Raw genomic sequence first — 16,483 nt, 5'->3', positions numbered from 1 at the left:
ACCAAGATCGCGGCAAGGACAATCTTAGGGCTGTTTCTGATTCTGCTCGGAATGATCTCGACAGCATCCGGCGATGACTACGTCATCGGCGAGGAAGATCTCCTCAGCATAACGTTTTGGCAGGATCCGGCTCTCAACCGTGAGGTCAGGGTCGGCCTGGACGGAAAAATCAGCCTTGACATAATCGGCCAGATTGAGGCTGCCGGCAAAACCGCGGAGAAGCTTCAAAATGACATCGTGCGGGAGATCTCGCGCCTCAACCGCAACATCTCCCAGGCTACCGTTCAGGTGACCGAGTACCGTTACAACCATGTATTTGTCATTGGGCAGGTCAATCAGCCGGGCAAGAGATCGTTCGAAAGGATTCCTGACATCTGGACCGTTATCAACGAATCCGGCGGGGTGGCGCAGTCTGGAGACCTCAGCCGAGTGACCATTATCCGAGGCGGTTCTGATGCCGGCAAGATTGAGGTGGTTAATCTTGCCGAAGCGCTGGCTAACGGTACCCTGGACAAGCTGCCGAAGCTCCGGCGCCAGGACACGATTGAGATCGGCCGCGCCCCCGGCCAGGTGCTCGCCGGCGAAATAGGAGTCCAGGCTGAAAAGAAAAACCTGATTTACATAATCGGCGCAGTCAGCCGCCCCGGGCCAGTGGCCTATGAAGAGAATCTCGACGTGCTGGAAGCGTTGGCTCTGGCCGGTGGCCCCACTGGGACCGCCGATCTAAAGCGTACCCACCTGGTCCTCAAGGACGGCAATTTTGCTCAAACGGTCGAGCTGAACCTGGAAAAGTATGTAAGCCAGGGCCGCCCTGCCCGATATATCATGCAGAAGGAGGATCTGGTGATTGTGCCGTCCACCAGGGCAGGTTTTTTCGATACCCGCATGGGGCAGGTGGCGACACTGCTGACGGCCCTCTCGACCGCCTACTTGCTGTATGATCGAATCAGCGCGGGCGATTGATCGCGGGGCACTGCCCGTTCCATTTGGTGTTAGAGGCAGTAATTGAAACGGCCGTCACCGGTCAGACAATATGGAAACGTTTAGGCTTAGCAGCAAACTCCGCGAAAACGACCGCGAATATCTGATTCAGACCGCCAATGATATTGAGCAGGGGACGGTCAGCACGACGGTGTTTGTGGATGGTGTGCGCGCCGACACGTTCAGCTACCCACATCCCAATGACGTCGCCGCCGATCAGTTGCTGGCCCTGGTGAAGCAGACGCACGGCGAGCGTAAGCGCGACATGGAGAATCTGCTAAAGGCGTATCAGCAGGTGTCGATGGGGAGCGATCCGGACGCGATGTATCGCCTTGCCACCACATTCTATTGTCGCCGGCTGTATCGCGAGGCCGCCGAGCTACTCGGGCGGCTTAACCGGGTCGAGAGCGGTTACCACCAGGCGTACAACCTGCTGGGCATGACTCGAGTGGCGCTGGGGGAGAGTGCCGAGGCGGTAAACTCGGCCGCCGAGGCGGTGCGCTTACGTCCCGGCTACGCCGACTATCGCAACAATCTCGGTGAGGCGCTGCTTTCGGCCGGAGCTGCGGCCGAGGCGATCACCGAGTTCGAAGCTGCGATCGCCATCAACATGTACTATGGCGACGCCTACTTCAATCTCGGTCTGGCGCGGACCCTGGAGGCGTCGTACTGCAACGATCCCAACCTGCGGAGGCAGCTTGGCTCGCGGATTGTCGATCACTTTCGCAAAGCGGCGCTGATTCAGCCTGAGCTGGAGAGCCAGACTCAGTATCGTGAGGGCCTCACGGCGCTTTCAAACTTCGATTACTCCGGAGCCCTGGTGGCGCTTAAGCGGGTCCGCGAGTCCCGCCGCGAGGCCAAAAGGCAGGAGTTTGTGGCGGCCAACCGCCGCCTCATGACCCCCCGCGACTCGTGGACTACCGAGGCGATTGTCGAGCAGATTCGAATTCTCCAGACCCAGCTCAGTCAGCATCCCAATTACATCGATCTTCAGACCGAGCTGGTCCGCTGCTACTTTGAACAGGCCGATCTGGTCTGGGAACGGGGTGTCGAAGAATGCCGGCGAATTCTCGAAGCTCATCCCGATGCGAGCCACATGGCCGAGGCCAGAGATCGAGCGCAAATGGTGCGACAGTCCATGGCGCAAATAATTGCCGGGATCGGCAGGAGAGGTTAGATCGGATCATGCCCCGTCCCACCGCGCCGATCAGCGAATACTTCAGTCTGGAATCCCCGTTGGCGACCGAATATCGGCGCCTGTTCCACAATCTGCGCAGCGCGGGATCCAAAAGCGAACTTAAGGCTATCCTGATTACCTCATCAGTTACCGGCGAAGGGAAATCCACGATTTCGTCGCTTTTGTCAATCACGTCGGCGCGCAAGGGACACCGTACCGTGCTAATAGACTGCGACATCAGGCGCCCCCACATACACTCACTGTTTCAACTGGAGCGTGTCGGCGGGCTGGTGGAGGTTATCGGCGACGGCATCTCCTACAAGGACGTTTTGAAGAAGTCCTCGCTCGACAACCTGGACATACTGACGGCTGGGAAGCCGACACCGCACCCGAGTGAGCTTTTCAACACCGGCGCCATCGACGCGCTCATCCGTGAGTTGAAGTTTTACTATGACTATGTCATCATCGATTCGCCGCCGGTGATTCCGGTGTCCGATCCGATGCTCCTTTCGCATTCTGTAGACGGCGTCATTCTGGTAGTCAAGGCCGGTGAAACCGCCCGCGAAGTGGCCGTCAGAGCGGTGGACATCATGACCACCAACCGGGCGAACGTACTTGGTGTGGTCTTGAACAACGCCATGAACAGTCTGCCATATTACTACGACTATCAGCACTACCACTACGATTACACGCCCACCGGCGACGATGGCAGCGGCAAAAAGGAATCCCGCCGCCGTTCGCATCGCCACTCGGGAAGCGATGCGGCCCCGACCCGGCCGGGAGAACCTCTGGTCACGCCCGACAAGAAACGTCTGGCCAAGTAAACGCTCAGGGGTGAGCTGCCATGCAGCCCAATTTGTTGACAGTTGACCTGGAAGAGTGGTTTGTAGTTGAGGCGCTCGCCGATCGCTTTGCACCCGAGGACTGGGTCGGGTTGCCGTCGACCCTCCAGCGCAACGTTATGCGGCTGCTCAGGCTGTTCGCCCGCCAGGATGTCCAGGCGACCTGGTTCGTGCTCGGCTGGTGCGCCGAACGCCACCCGGCTCTGATCAACCGAATTGCCGAACAGGGGCATGAAGTGGCATGCCACAGCTACAGTCACCGTATGATCGACCGTCTTTCCCCCGATGAATTCCGGCTGGACACACGCCGCGCGATCAACGCCATCACCGAGGCCACCGGCATCCGCCCGGTGGGTTATCGCGCCCCGAGTTGGTCGATGTCTGACCGTGTCCCATGGGCCTTCGAAATTCTCGCCGAGCTCGGCTTCGAATACGACAGCTCGATATTCCCGATAAAGCACGATCTATATGGGATGCCCGACGGCCCCCGGCACCTGTTCCGCATGACTTTCTCCAACGATCGCTTTCTGTACGAGCTGCCCGCGACCACGATTCGGCGCTGGGGACAAAATGTCCCGGTTGGTGGCGGCGGCTATCTCCGCCATTCCCCCTACTGGTACACGCGGCACATGATGCGCAAAGTCAATGATTCAGGACACCCTGTGATGGTTTACGTGCACCCCTGGGAGCTCGATCCCGACCCACCGGCGATGTCCGGGCTGTCACTGAGTCAGCGACTGCGTTCCTATGGCTCCACCGGCATTCTGGAACAGAAACTGGATCGCCTGCTCAGCGACTTCACATTTGTTCCGGTTATCGAGTATATCCGGGCCGTCACGCGCCAGCGCATCGGTTTCGAGCGCTGACACTCCGCTCACTAACATCTTTATTGGCAAAGTGTTACGTGCGTCGGGGTAGCTTGGTCGTAACAGATCTGTAGCCAACCATTGATAAGCAGCCCGTCCACTCTGCGGGAAGTCCGTCTCGGCAATAAATCCTTGACTAATATGTGTATAAGGCTGTACAGTTGCAATGATGACTTGGCACTACAAACATGGGGTAACATCATGAGAAGAACCCTGATAGCCGGCCTTTTGGCGCTGCTGGCAGTGTCGGCGGTTGAGGCTCGCCGGCAGGGAAAGAAAGCCGGCGAAATCACCGGCGACATCTACCGCGACAGCAAATACGGATTTGAACTGAAAATCCATGGAAACTGGAAGCACAAGATTGGGGATGCGGACGCCGCAGTCCGGATCAGCCTCATTCAGCGCAGCTTTGGTATACCGGTCGACTTCGTCGACAACAAAGAGTACACCACAATTCCCCAGCTGCTCGTCTTTGTCGATACGAGTTCACTCGGAGCACACGTTTTTATAGACTCACTGTTGTCGCCGAACTTCAAGTCCGACCAAAAGAACGATGTTCTCAAGGAGTTCGTTGTGCTTGCGGAACAGGAACTGGTTCCGTTGCAGCGCAGCCGCATGGAAATCGCCGGGCAGTCGGCGCTTCTGTGGAAGGCCAGGGCCCACTACAAAAAGGATATCCCGTTGTCGTCCTCATCTACGGCGGTTAGGGCTGTCCGGCGCTCCTACGGTGGTGCGATCGCCGCGGTTAAAGTGGGCAACAATATCGTGCTGTTTCATGTCATGTCCGAATGGGAATTCTTCGAGCCGGTGCTGCAGGAAGTGCTGCCGATGATCGAAAGCCTCAAAGTGCTGCAGGAGGAGGAGAGCTGATTCGCGCACTGGCTGATCCATCGGTCGCACCGGCAGCTGCTCGACAGGAGGTCACATGTGGATCATTAGGACGATACTCATACTGCTGTTGCTCTTGATGGTGGTGGCGTTCGCCTTTAACAATACCGGCACCGACCAGAAAGTGGCGGTGCACCTCCAGCCGCTGTTTCCGAACTACGTTGATGTACCGCTGATTACGGTCGTGTTCTGGTCATTCGTAGCCGGCGCGCTCATGTGCCTGGTGCTGTTCATTTCGACATTTGTTAAATTGTCGATTCAGTCCCACGCCGCGCGTAAGCGAATCAAGGCGCTGGAGAGCGAGGTGGCCATCCTGCGCAATCGTCCTATCGATGAATCCGCCGATCTGCTCAAAGGGCTGGATCGGAAGCGCGAGGAACGGGAATCACCCTTTGCGGATAGATAAGCCATGATGGTCGAATACATGCTCGAATTCCTGCTGCTGCTGTTGATAGTGCTGGCGGTGTACCTGGTTTATGAGCGTTTCTCCGGACGAACCAAGGAGCCGGAGCCGAGCCTCTATCTCGAGGCACTGCGGGATCTGCTCGACGGCCGTCAGGAGGCGGCCTTCTCCAAGCTGCGCCAGGTAGTGGCCGAGGACGGCAGCAACCTCGACGCGTATCTCCGCCTGGGGCGGATTCTCCGCGAGAACAACCAGCCCGAGCGGGCCTACCAGGTGCACAAAGATTTGACCCTTCGACCCGGCCTGTCCCGGCCCGAGCGGTCGGCAATACTACGAGAGATCGCCGCCGATTGCCTTGCGCTCAACGATCTTAACACCGCCGAAACCGCGCTGAAAGAACAGGTCGAACTCAATCCGGAAGATCACTGGGCGCACAGCCGTCTCCTGTCGCTCCAGGAAAAAGCGCAACAGTGGGACGCCGCCTATGACACGGCGGTTACCATACTCAAACTCGAGGGTGACAAGTCCAAGAAGCCCCTGGCCCGGTACAAGTTTCAGCTGGGCGAAATGCTGTACCGCCAGCGCGAGTATCACAAAGCGCGCATCGCCTATAAAGAAGCCATTGGTCTCGATCCGGCCCACGTATCGGCCTATCTGGCCATCGGCGACTCTTACTATGAAGAAAAACGGCTCGAGGACGCTGTTACTTTCTGGAACAAGCTGACCACCGCCGTGCCCGATCAGGGTCATCTCGCGATCGATCGCCTCAAACGCACCTTGTACGAGCTGGGGCGGTTCGGCGAGGTGCCGCTCATTTGCGAGCAGATTCTGGAGCACTCGCCGAAAAATCTCGAGGCGCGCCGGGCTCTGGCCGAGTTTTATGAGAACAAAGGCGATGTTGACCTCGCCATTGAGATGTGGGAACGGATTCTGGACGACAACCCTGACGACGGTGCAGCGGTGCTCGATCTGATCCGGGTCCACCTGGAACGGCGGGATTACTCGAGGATTTCGTCACTAATTCGAAACCTCGAGAAACGGCGCGAACAGCTCTCTCGGCGGATGTCGACAGGGGCCTCGGAATCGGTGGCTCACGGCGCTTAACCCATTCGACTCTACCTCCCGGTGACGCCATGTGGCGACGTATAGTGTTTTCGGTTGTTATCGTTTCTATGTTGTCCGGGACGGCCGGGGCGCAGACGGTGTATTCGCTCATTCAGAAGGGGAAACTGATGGAGGCCCGCGATTCGCTGTCCCGCCTGGCCCAGGCCTCGGTGCGCGACGGCAACACGCTTTTCTACCAGGGCCTGCTTGAACAGGATGGCGCGATCGCGGTCAAATCAATGGAGGCGGCGTTTGAGGCGTCGTTGCCGTCGCAGCACCACGAGGAGATAAGTTATCGCCTGGCGCAGTATTACCTTTTCACCGGAGACTACCGGAGACTGGCCAGCTTGGTATCCGACTATTTCTCTCGTTGGGAGCGAGGGATGTACCGAGCGGAAATGCGGCGTTTGTCAGTGTTTGCCGACGAGCGTACCGGTTCGTATGAGTCCGCCCTACGACAGTGTGATCGCTACCTGGTCGACAACAGCAGCGGGGATCCGCAGCAGTGGGGGTTGATCGACAAAGCGCGCGTGCTTTCAGCGCACGGTAAGCAAATCGGCGCCGCGGAGACGATCAGGCAGCTTTCGCGGTCGCGTAAGGGTGTCGGCGTGCCGCTGGCGCTCTACCTGCTCGGTATGCAGGCGGTGACGAGGAACAAAGCCGACGATGCTGTTTTCTACTATAACATGCTTCGTGAGGCGTATCCGGCAGCGATCGGTTTGGATCAACTGTCGGCAGGGTTGGGAGAGATGTCGGATAAGCCGCGGACAGATAATAAGGCTGAGAAACTCACCGGAACATATTACTCCGTCAAAGTGGGGGTCTTCTCCGAAGCGGACAACGCCAAGCGCCACGCCGACCGGTTCCGCGGCCAGGGGCAAAAAGTCGATATCGAGACGAAGGAGATCTCCGGCCGCAACTATCGCGTGGTTTATGTCGGGACATTCGATGATTATGACGAGGCGGTCCGCTTCAAGCATCGCCTCGAAGCGGAGCGCAACGATACCTACCAGGTTGTGGCCCGATGACCCGACCGGTTGATCCCGTCAACGGTTTTTCGCCGCTCATGCGGCAGTACCACGCCATCAAGCAGCAGCACCCCGACAAGATTCTCTTCTTCCGCATGGGGGATTTCTATGAGATGTTCGGCGATGATGCCGTCCTGGCGGCGCCGCTGCTCGGGATCGCCCTGACCTCTCGCTCACACGGCAAGGGAGAGCGCACGCCGCTGGCGGGCGTGCCCTATCACTCCGTTGACAGATACCTGGCCCGGCTGCTTGCGAAGGGTCACAAAGTCGTGGTGGTGGAACAGGTCGAGGATCCAAAAACTGCGCGCGGGCTGGTCAAGCGCGAGGTGGTAGAGGTCCTGACTCCCGGCACGGCAACAATTGACGCCGGCGATTCCTCACAGCTTGAGCCGAGCCTCGCAGCGGTGTTCACCGATTCAGAGCGTACCCTCGGGTTTGCCCTTCTCGACATGAACACCGGCTCGTTCATGGTAGACGAGGGGCCGGTCGAGCGGCTTATGGAAAAACTCCGTGTGATGGAGCCGACCGAGGTGCTCTACCCCGGCGATATGCGCGAGAGCGTGCTCGCCCCGCTCCAGCGGTGGTTCAATGGCGACCGCCGGTTGTTCCCATACGAGGAATGGAATTTTGATTACCGTACCGCCGACCGTGAACTAAACGCCCATTTCGGGACCAGCACTCTCGAGGGGTTCGGCGTGGGCGACGCCCGTCTCGCGGTAACTGCCGCCGGAGCAGTGTTTCGCTACCTGCGGGAGAACCATCGTGAACGACTCACCCATATTAGTCGCCTGACCCGGATAGCCGACGCCGACCACATGCTTCTGGACTACGCCACGGTCCGGAATCTGGAACTGGTGCGCAGTGTGTCGAACGCCTCCGAGGAGAACACGCTTTTCGCCGTGGTCAACCGCTGCCAGACCGCCGCCGGTACCCGTCGCCTGCGACATGCGCTCATCAGGCCGTTCAAGGATAAGGCACGGATAGACCTCCGCCTGGGCGCGGTCGACGAACTGGTACGCAATCGTGAACTCTGCGCGCGGATAAGCGACACCCTTAAGGGAGCGCCCGATCTCGAAAAGCTGGCGGGCCGAGTCGGTATCGGCAAGCTCAACCCCCGACAGGCGGCATCGCTCAGCCAGGCTCTGCAGACGGCCCGCGATCTGGCACGAATGCTCGAAGCCGCAAAATCCGAACACCTCGTCAGCGTTCAAAATTCTATACCGGACAACTCCGCTGTTATTGACATGCTCGGTCGGGCGCTGGTCGACGAGCCGCCCATGGTCACGAATAAGGGGGGGATCTTCAAGCCCGGGTATGCGGCCCGGCTGAACGAACTCAACGACTCCATTCGTGCCGCCCGTGATTACATCGGTTCACTGCAGCAGAGTGAGAGGGCCAGGACCGGTATTGGCAGCTTGAAAGTCGGGTACAACAAGGTGTTCGGTTACTACCTTGAGGTCACCAACCCTAACCGCGACCAGGTGCCGCCGCACTATATCCGCAAGCAGACATTAGTAAACGCCGAGCGGTACATCACTCCCGAACTAAAAGAAAAAGAAGAACTGATTCTCGCCGCCGAAGAGAAGATTTTCCGCCTTGAGGCGGAGTTGTACAGCGAGCTGCTGGAGAATTTGAATCAACACATCGGCAACCTGCAACTGACCGCCGAACTGTCGGCGGAAATCGATCTCGTAGCTGCCCTGGCAGAGCTTGCGGTCGAACGAGGGTACTGCCGCCCGGAGATATTCGACGACACCCGCCTGAACATTATTAATGGTCGCCATCCGGTAGTCGAATCAGTGTTGCCTTCGGGGTCGTTCGTAGCGAACGATCTTGCGCTTTCGACCGAAGACCGTCAGATCATTGTGCTCACCGGTCCCAATATGTCCGGCAAGTCAACTTACCTGAGACAGGTTGGCCTCATAGTCATACTGGCCCAGATCGGCTCCTGGGTGCCGGCCGATTCGGCCGAGATCGGCCTGGCCGATCGCGTTTTTACTCGTGTAGGTGCACTTGATAATCTCGCCGGTGGGCAATCGACATTCTTAGTCGAAATGGTCGAGACCGCGAACATATTGAATAACGCCGGCGAGCGGTCGCTGGTGCTGCTCGACGAGGTCGGGCGGGGTACGTCGACTTTCGACGGGCTCTCGGTGGCCTGGTCAGTTGTCGAACGCCTCAACGACGACTGCCGCTGTCGTACGGTTTTCGCGACTCACTATCATGAGCTGACCGGCATGGCGGCCCTGTACGAGCGAATTCACAATTTTCAGGTGGCAGTCAAACGCCGTGAGGACAGTGTCGTATTCCTGCACAAGATAGTCCCCGGCGGGTGCGATGATTCCTACGGTATCGAGGTCGCGCGACTGGCAGGCCTGCCGCGTACGACTATCAGCCGTGCCAAACAGATTCTGAGATTGTTGGAGTCGGGCAAATTCACCCAGAGCGAGCTGGGTAAGGGACTCTACAAAGAGAAAGTGCAAACCACCCTGTTCGAGGCGCCCAGTTCGGAGATCGAAGAGAAAATCAGGCAGTCGGATTTGGAACACATGAGCCCGGTTGAGGCGTTTGATTTCCTGCGCAAACTGAAGGACGAGCTTTTGTGAAACGTACTCCCCACGATCGCCCCTGGATTCGCCCGCTTCCGGAACGCCTCATAAACAAGATCGCCGCGGGTGAAGTAGTCGAGCGGCCGGCATCGGTGGTCAAAGAACTGGTAGAAAATGCGCTCGATGCTGGCGCCGATCGGATTGAGATTGATATCGAGAGGTCAGGTACCAAACTCATCAAGATAGTCGATAACGGCTGCGGTATCGACTCGGACCAGATCGAGATCGCCTTTTCACGCCATGCTACGTCGAAGATTTCCGAGTTCGACGATCTCGATCGGATCGAATCGTATGGCTTCCGCGGCGAGGCGCTGCCGTCGATTGCGTCCGTGTCGCGCATGCGCATGGTGTCGAAAACGACCGACGCCGACTCGGGTACCGAGATCATATACGAAGGCGGCGTGCTGCAATCGAAGAAAGCGATAGCGTCATCGCCCGGCACCACAATCGAAGTCGAGAACCTGTTCTACAATACACCGGCCCGCCGCAAATTCCTGAAAGCTGAAACCACCGAGGCGCGTCATATCACCCGCGTGGCGATGGCGCTGGCTATGGGGCGGTTTCGGATCGGTTTTGTCTATCGTCTCAACGGCCGTCCGATCTTTGCACTGCCGCCCGGACTGGGTCTCGGCGAGCGCGTGGCGGGGTTGCTCGCGCCCGGCAAGACCTTCGTGGCCGTATCCGGAGAGCTTGGGCCGGTGAGCATTACCGGACATGTTGCTCCACCGGGACTGGCGCAATCCAACCGGAACAGCCAGTTTATATTCATCAATGGACGGTACATCCAGTCACCCGCGCTGGGCCATGCCCTCGCCGCCGGTTACGGCGAGCTTCTGCCGCGAGGCAACTACCCGGTCGGGGCGCTACTGCTGAGTGTTGATCCGAGCGAAGTCGATGTCAACGTACACCCGGCCAAGACCGAAGTGCGCCTGTCGAGAGAGCGCGAAATCTACGATGCCGTCTATCATCTGGTCAAAGCCGCCCTGCGACAGGAGGGGGTGGTCCCAAGGTTGGAGACCGGCACTAACATAGCGGGCAGCGTGGCAACGGCCCCGCCGCCATCGTATAGCCATCACCCTAAGGTCATTCCGGGTGTTACGGCACGTGGTGGACACCAGGCGCACATGGTTCGGGAGCTGTACCGAACTACTTCTCCGACTCGGTCAATTGAGGCACCAGCCACGGTTCTGGTCGACACCGCCACCGGTGAAATACTCACGGAGCCTGTGCCGGTGCCCACAGCGGCACCGCCGACAGAGGCGAGCATCCGTCTGATCGGCAGGTTTGAGGATTTGTATCTGCTCGTCCAGGTGGGGCGCGAACTACTTGTGGTCGATCAGCACACCGCGCATGAGCGGGTGCTGTTCGAGGAGACAATGCGCCAGATGGAAGCCCACGGCAGCACCGGCCAGCAACTGCTCCTTCCGGTCCAGTTTGAGCTGGGGGCCGAACAGTTGACGCTGTTTGAGGAGGCGCGCGACGTGCTCGTTCGTTCCGGATTCACTGTCGAGTCATTCGGCGGGCGCACTGTCAGGATTGAAGCCGTGCCGGCGATTCTATCACGCAAATCGCCGGAGACTGCACTCCGGGCGATTCTGGACGATGTCGGCTCGCTCAAGAAATCCGGTTACGATCTGAGGAAAGCGGTGGCTCAGTCGGTCGCCTGCCGGTCAGCGGCCATGGCCGGTGATCGGCTTACCGACCGTGAAGCGATCGGTCTGGTCGAGCAGTTGCTCAGGTGCGAAAACCGCTATTCCTGTCCGCACGGCCGCCCCACATTTATCAAGATGTCCCGTGAGGACCTCGACAGGCAGTTCGGTCGTGCCTGAGCCAGGTCGAATCCCCGTAATCTGCGGCCCGACCGGGTCGGGCAAGACTTCGCTTGCCCTCCGCCTGGCCGAAGATTTTCCAATCGAGATCATCTCCGCGGATTCCCGCCAGTTGATCAGGCATCTCGATATCGGCACCGCCAAACCAACCCCAGGAGAGCAAGAACGGGTCCGTTTCCATCTGATAGATCTTATCGAACCGGGCGAGCGCTTCTCGTCGTTCCAGTTCATAGAGGCCGCCGATGCGGCTGTTGGCGACATCCTCGTGCGGCGCAGACTCCCCGTGGTAGTCGGGGGAACCGGCCTCTACCTGAGGGCGCTGATCGACGGGGTAGTCGAGATGGAAGCGGATCGGCCGGAGATTCGCGAGCGCCTCGAGGCCGATATGCAGCGCCTCGGTCCTGAAGCTATGCACCGACGACTGACCGGAATTGACCCGCAGGAAGCGGCGCGGGTTCATCCGCACAATCGGGTAAGGCTAGTACGGGCACTGGAAATCTATGAGTTAACAGGAACGCCCAAGTCGAAACTTACATCCTCCGGAGCGTACAAGAAAAGTCAGTATGAATACGGAGCCTTCTGCTTGATGCCTGACCGTGCTCAACTCTATCGCGCTATTGAGGCGCGGGTTGACCTGATGATGCGGCTTGGCCTGCTTGCAGAAGTTGACAACCTGTTGGGCCGTGGCTTTGGCGCGGCGCTACGACGAGCCAACGTGATCGGCTACGATGAGCTCCTTGACTATCGCGAGGGGCGATGCTCTCTCGCTGAGGCTGTGGCCCTGATCAAGCAGAATAGTCGTCGGTATGCCAAACGGCAAATCACCTGGTTTCGTCACCAGTTGGAGGGCGAATACTTCCCCTCAGGCGGATCGGTGTTAGAGGCCGTGAGGGCGGCGCTGGAAACCAGGCCCAGGAGGCGTTAAAACTTGACAGGTTTTTTGCTTTTTCTTATATGACAAGCACTTAGCCGAATCGCCCCTAAAGCGTGCCGGCTTGGCCGTCGATATTAAGACAATAGCATCCGGAATCAGGTTGGTCCGGAAAGGAGCCTCGTTTTTTGCGTAAGTTCATGACATCCACTCTCCTTCGAGTCTTGATCGCCGGCCTCGTCTTATCGCTCGTGGTTTCATGTGGCGGCCGAAAGAGTATCCCCGACCACGATTTCGGCTGGGAAAGCCGCACCGCGAGTGCCGATGAAGTCGACAGCACCGCCCTGTTGGAAGCGCTGGATACCGTGCCGACAGCTTTGGCCTCCGCTGATAGTACCGCCCGGCAGCCCGCAGATTCGACCCACCGGAGAGCCGGCCGAATCCGGACGGGAGACTCCCTGGCGCCCCATCCAGCCGGCCCGCACGAGGAAGAGGCGAGCCGCCGCCACCTAGCCTGGCTCTATGGCGCTCAGGACGACGAGAGCGACATCCCGGACCCGATCTATTATGGCGAAGTGGATACCGAAGATTCAGCATCGGCAGTCGACGACGCAGTATGGCGGATGCTTGGGCTTGCCGAGGAATACCATTCCATGGGAGTGCTGGCCAATCGCGAGGCCAACTGGGAGGAAGCCCAGTACTACTTCGAGAAGTCAATAAAGATCATGGCCGGTCTGGATATTGAAACTGACACGATTCCGACTCCCGAAGCCACCAAGTACAATACGTTGCTGGACAATGTTATCTCAGACTATCGTCTGACTCTGCGTTCTTTGGGACAGCTCGAGGGCGATGTAACACCATCAGTATTGGTGGAGAGATTCGCCGATCTGGAAGAGCGGCTCGAGGGGGATTCGCTCTATGTGTCCGGTCAGCGGGAGCGGGAGATCACGTACGACCTGCCCATCAAGATGAACGACCGGGTAAAGAGCTCGATCGTCTATTTTCAGACAGTCGCCCGCGACGCTTTCCGCAAGTACCTGGGGCGGTCCAAGAAGTATGAGAAACTCTTCAAAGAAGTGCTGACCCGTCATGGTCTCCCGCAGGACCTGATTTATCTTTGTCTGGTTGAGTCGGGGTTCAATACGAAGGCGTACTCCTGGGCGAGAGCCTCCGGGCTGTGGCAGTTTATCGCCTCCACCGGCCGTCTCTACGGTCTGGAGCGTGACTGGTGGATCGACGAGCGTCGCGACCCAAAAAAGGCCACCGAGGCGGCGGCCCGCTTCCTCAAAGACCTGTATCGTGAGTTCGGCGACTGGGAGCTGGCCATGGCCGCATACAACGGGGGCCCGGGTCGGGTGCGCAGCACGATCAAAAAGCAGGGAACCGAGGATTTCTGGCGTATGCGGCTGCGCCGCCAAACCATGGACTATGTCCCGCTGATCTACGCGGCTGCCATTATCGCCAAAGATCCCGAGCGATACGGCTTCCGCGATGTCGAGTACGAGCCGGAGCTGCGCTGGGATGAAGTTACCATTGACCGCTGCCTCGATCTCAAAGCTGTAGCCGAGGCGGTGGGGTGTTCGGTCGACGAGCTCAAGGAGTACAATCCGGAACTCCTGCGCAACTACACTCCACCCGGACAGAAACACTATGTCTTGAAGCTGCCGCACGGCGTCCGTAGCCAATTCCTGGCGGCATATGAATCAATGCCTTCGCCGCAGGAAACAAGCTGGGTCACGCACACGATTCGCAAGGGAGAGACGATAAGCTCTATCGCTGCCAAGTACGGCGTGTCCCAATACGCCATACTGGAGTCAAATCACCTGGGGCGCAACGCCAGGATCATCGCGGGCAAGACCTTGATCGTGCCGGTGCCGCTCGACCGCGAGTTTGCCCGCACCACTAACGGCAAGAACCGCGAATACAAGGCGGAAGGCTCGGTGTACACAGTGCGCCAAGGTGACACGATGTGGGATATCGCCCGGGCGTTTGGCACTACTGTCGACGCGCTGCGTCGCGTGAACTACATCGAGCGCGGCGCCCGCATCTATGTCGGCCAGCGTCTGAAGCTGCCGTCGAACGCCGCCAATCTGAAACAACTCGCTCAATCCAACGATTCCCCGGCGCAATCACCAGGCGGCAGCTCTAAATCCGGGTCTGAACCCGCGCCACGGCCGTCATCGGGCGCAGTCCGCACACATAAAGTTCGCGTGGGCGACACACTTTGGGAAATTGCCCGCCTGTATGGCACTACCACGACTAATCTTCGGAAGCTGAACAATCTGAGCCGCACCGGGCGAATCTATCCCGGCCAGATACTGCAGGTGGGCGGCGCCTCGGCAGGTACCGATTTCGTTACTTACACCGTCCAGCGTGGGGACAGCCTGGCACGGATCGCCCGGCAGTTCGGAACCTCGATATCCCGGATTCTGGCGCTCAACGAGCTCGATGACCCGGATAACCTCCAGGTCGGCCAGGTCCTGAAAATAAAGGCGCAGTGACGGGGGCATAGGATGGCTCGCAGGCGTGATGTGGTGGTCGGCGTTATTATCGCCGCCGCATTTCTATTCGTGTTCGGAATGATGGCGCTCATGTTCGTGGGTGTAGCGTCATCGGACGGCAACGTATCGTTTGGTTCCCTCGGCGGCTCGGTCGGCGTGGTACCGATGTTCGGCGTCATGGACGAAGCGTCGGGTCGGCCGGTGATCGAAACCCTGGAGCGCTGGCGGCGTAATCGCTCGATCAAGGCTATAGTCGTGCATGTCAATTCCCCGGGCGGCGGGACGGCAATCGCACAGGAAATTCACGACGAGATTCTCAAGGTGCGGGAGAAGAAGCCGGTTGTGGTGTCGATGGCCGAGGTGGCTGCCTCCGGCGGATACTACATTGCCTGTGCGGCTGATCGTATTGTCGCCAATCCCGGTACGCTGACCGGTTCGATCGGCACCATAATCTCTTTTCACACGTTTGGCGGAGTGTTCGACAAAATCGGTATTGGCACTGAGATAGTTAAGTCGGGGGATCTGAAAGATGTCGGCAACTACTCACGAGAGATGACTGAGGAAGAGAAGCTGATGCTTCAGGCGGTGGTCACCGACGCGTACGAGCAGTTCGTGGAGGCAGTCGCCGAGGGGCGGGCAATGGAAAGGGAAGAAGTCTACGCTATTGCGGACGGCTCGGTATACACCGGTCTGCAGGCATACAATCTCCGTCTGGTGGATAGCCTCGGAGGACTGAACGTGGCAGTCAATTTGGCGGCTGATATAGCGGGTTTGGACGAGGAGCCGGACATTGTTCGCCCGCGGGAGAAGCGCCGAGGCTACTTTTCGGACCTTGTCACCGGGCTTTTGGGCGACCTGGGACAGCAAATGGGTCAGGTTTCGGAGGGTCCCCGACTCATGTATCTCTACCGGTAGCAGGACCGAAAAAAAGTGAGTCTGGGTCGAAATTTTTCCTTTTCTTGGATTTTGGTTTTATTATCTTCCCGCGTCCCAAGGGCTTAACCCAGGACTGTACGAGGCTGCCGGCGCGGTCGGGCAGATAAAAAACGAGGAAAACAGAGAGTCGTTAAACATAGTCAGACTTGAGAGGGAGTAAGCTGTGACCAAAGCCGATTTAGTCGAAAAGGTAGCCGAGCGCACGGGGCTCACTCGGACCGACGTGGCTGTCGTGGTCGACTCCTTCCTGGAAACAGTGAAGAAGTCGGTCGAGGCCGGGCACAATATCGAGATCCGTGGATTTGGCACTTTTAAGATCAGGTTGCGCAAGGCCAGGAAGGCGCGGAATCCTCGCACTGGAGATGTGGTCCCGGTGCCGGATCGCAAAGTGCCCGTATTCAAGCCCTCCAATGAGTTCAAGAACATGATCACCAAGCTCTCGCTC

The 16,483-nt window shown here is 58.6% G+C and carries 14 protein-coding genes; all 14 read left to right on the top strand.

Annotated features, from left to right (window positions below; translation table 11 throughout):
• A partial coding sequence (locus AB1772_08570) for a polysaccharide biosynthesis/export family protein (GenBank protein MEW5796404.1) occupies positions 1 to 963 on the top strand: 963 nt, incomplete at its 5' end.
• Positions 964 to 1,033: 70 nt separating this feature from the next.
• Positions 1,034 to 2,158 carry a hypothetical protein gene (locus AB1772_08565; GenBank protein MEW5796403.1) on the top strand — a complete coding sequence of 375 codons (1,125 nt, stop codon included), beginning with the start codon at positions 1,034 to 1,036 and terminating at the stop codon, positions 2,156 to 2,158.
• Positions 2,159 to 2,166: 8 nt separating this feature from the next.
• Positions 2,167 to 2,982, top strand: a complete 816-nt coding sequence (locus AB1772_08560) for a CpsD/CapB family tyrosine-protein kinase (GenBank protein MEW5796402.1) — start codon at positions 2,167 to 2,169, stop codon at positions 2,980 to 2,982.
• 20 nt (positions 2,983 to 3,002) lie between these two features.
• Positions 3,003 to 3,866, top strand: coding sequence for an XrtA system polysaccharide deacetylase (locus AB1772_08555; protein MEW5796401.1), 864 nt, complete (start codon positions 3,003 to 3,005; stop codon positions 3,864 to 3,866).
• A 201-nt stretch (positions 3,867 to 4,067) separates the two neighbouring features.
• The gene (locus tag AB1772_08550) at positions 4,068 to 4,736 is read left to right on the top strand and encodes a hypothetical protein (GenBank protein MEW5796400.1); all 669 of its coding nucleotides are present in this window, start codon (positions 4,068 to 4,070) and stop codon (positions 4,734 to 4,736) included.
• A gap of 55 nt (positions 4,737 to 4,791) precedes the next feature.
• Positions 4,792 to 5,160, top strand: a complete 369-nt coding sequence (locus AB1772_08545; protein ID MEW5796399.1) for a LapA family protein — start codon at positions 4,792 to 4,794, stop codon at positions 5,158 to 5,160.
• Positions 5,161 to 5,163: 3 nt separating this feature from the next.
• The gene (locus AB1772_08540) at positions 5,164 to 6,261 is read left to right on the top strand and encodes a tetratricopeptide repeat protein (protein MEW5796398.1); all 1,098 of its coding nucleotides are present in this window, start codon (positions 5,164 to 5,166) and stop codon (positions 6,259 to 6,261) included.
• 29 nt (positions 6,262 to 6,290) lie between these two features.
• Positions 6,291 to 7,289 carry an SPOR domain-containing protein gene (locus tag AB1772_08535; GenBank protein ID MEW5796397.1) on the top strand — a complete coding sequence of 333 codons (999 nt, stop codon included), beginning with the start codon at positions 6,291 to 6,293 and terminating at the stop codon, positions 7,287 to 7,289.
• Positions 7,286 to 9,895 carry a DNA mismatch repair protein MutS gene (gene mutS / locus AB1772_08530; protein MEW5796396.1) on the top strand — a complete coding sequence of 870 codons (2,610 nt, stop codon included), beginning with the start codon at positions 7,286 to 7,288 and terminating at the stop codon, positions 9,893 to 9,895. Before AB1772_08535 ends, mutS begins: the two co-directional genes overlap by 4 nt.
• Positions 9,892 to 11,727 (top strand): DNA mismatch repair endonuclease MutL, encoded by a 1,836-nt coding sequence (gene mutL, locus AB1772_08525; protein MEW5796395.1) that lies wholly within the window; start codon positions 9,892 to 9,894, stop codon positions 11,725 to 11,727. Before mutS ends, mutL begins: the two co-directional genes overlap by 4 nt.
• Positions 11,720 to 12,652, top strand: a complete 933-nt coding sequence (gene miaA, locus AB1772_08520; protein MEW5796394.1) for a tRNA (adenosine(37)-N6)-dimethylallyltransferase MiaA — start codon at positions 11,720 to 11,722, stop codon at positions 12,650 to 12,652. Before mutL ends, miaA begins: the two co-directional genes overlap by 8 nt.
• A 134-nt stretch (positions 12,653 to 12,786) precedes the next feature.
• Positions 12,787 to 15,102: a LysM peptidoglycan-binding domain-containing protein gene (locus tag AB1772_08515; GenBank protein MEW5796393.1), complete on the top strand. Its 2,316-nt coding sequence runs from the start codon at positions 12,787 to 12,789 to the stop codon at positions 15,100 to 15,102.
• Between the two features lie 12 nt (positions 15,103 to 15,114).
• The gene (gene sppA / locus AB1772_08510) at positions 15,115 to 16,017 is read left to right on the top strand and encodes a signal peptide peptidase SppA (protein ID MEW5796392.1); all 903 of its coding nucleotides are present in this window, start codon (positions 15,115 to 15,117) and stop codon (positions 16,015 to 16,017) included.
• Between the two features lie 184 nt (positions 16,018 to 16,201).
• On the top strand, positions 16,202 to 16,483 hold a 282-nt coding region (locus tag AB1772_08505; protein MEW5796391.1), incomplete at its 3' end, for an HU family DNA-binding protein.

Source organism: Candidatus Zixiibacteriota bacterium, assembly GCA_040752815.1.
In the GTDB taxonomy this organism is placed as follows: domain Bacteria; phylum Zixibacteria; class MSB-5A5; order GN15; family FEB-12; genus JAGGTI01.
Note: the sequence above shows the minus strand (reverse complement) of the source record. Positions and strands in the feature narration are given on the sequence as shown.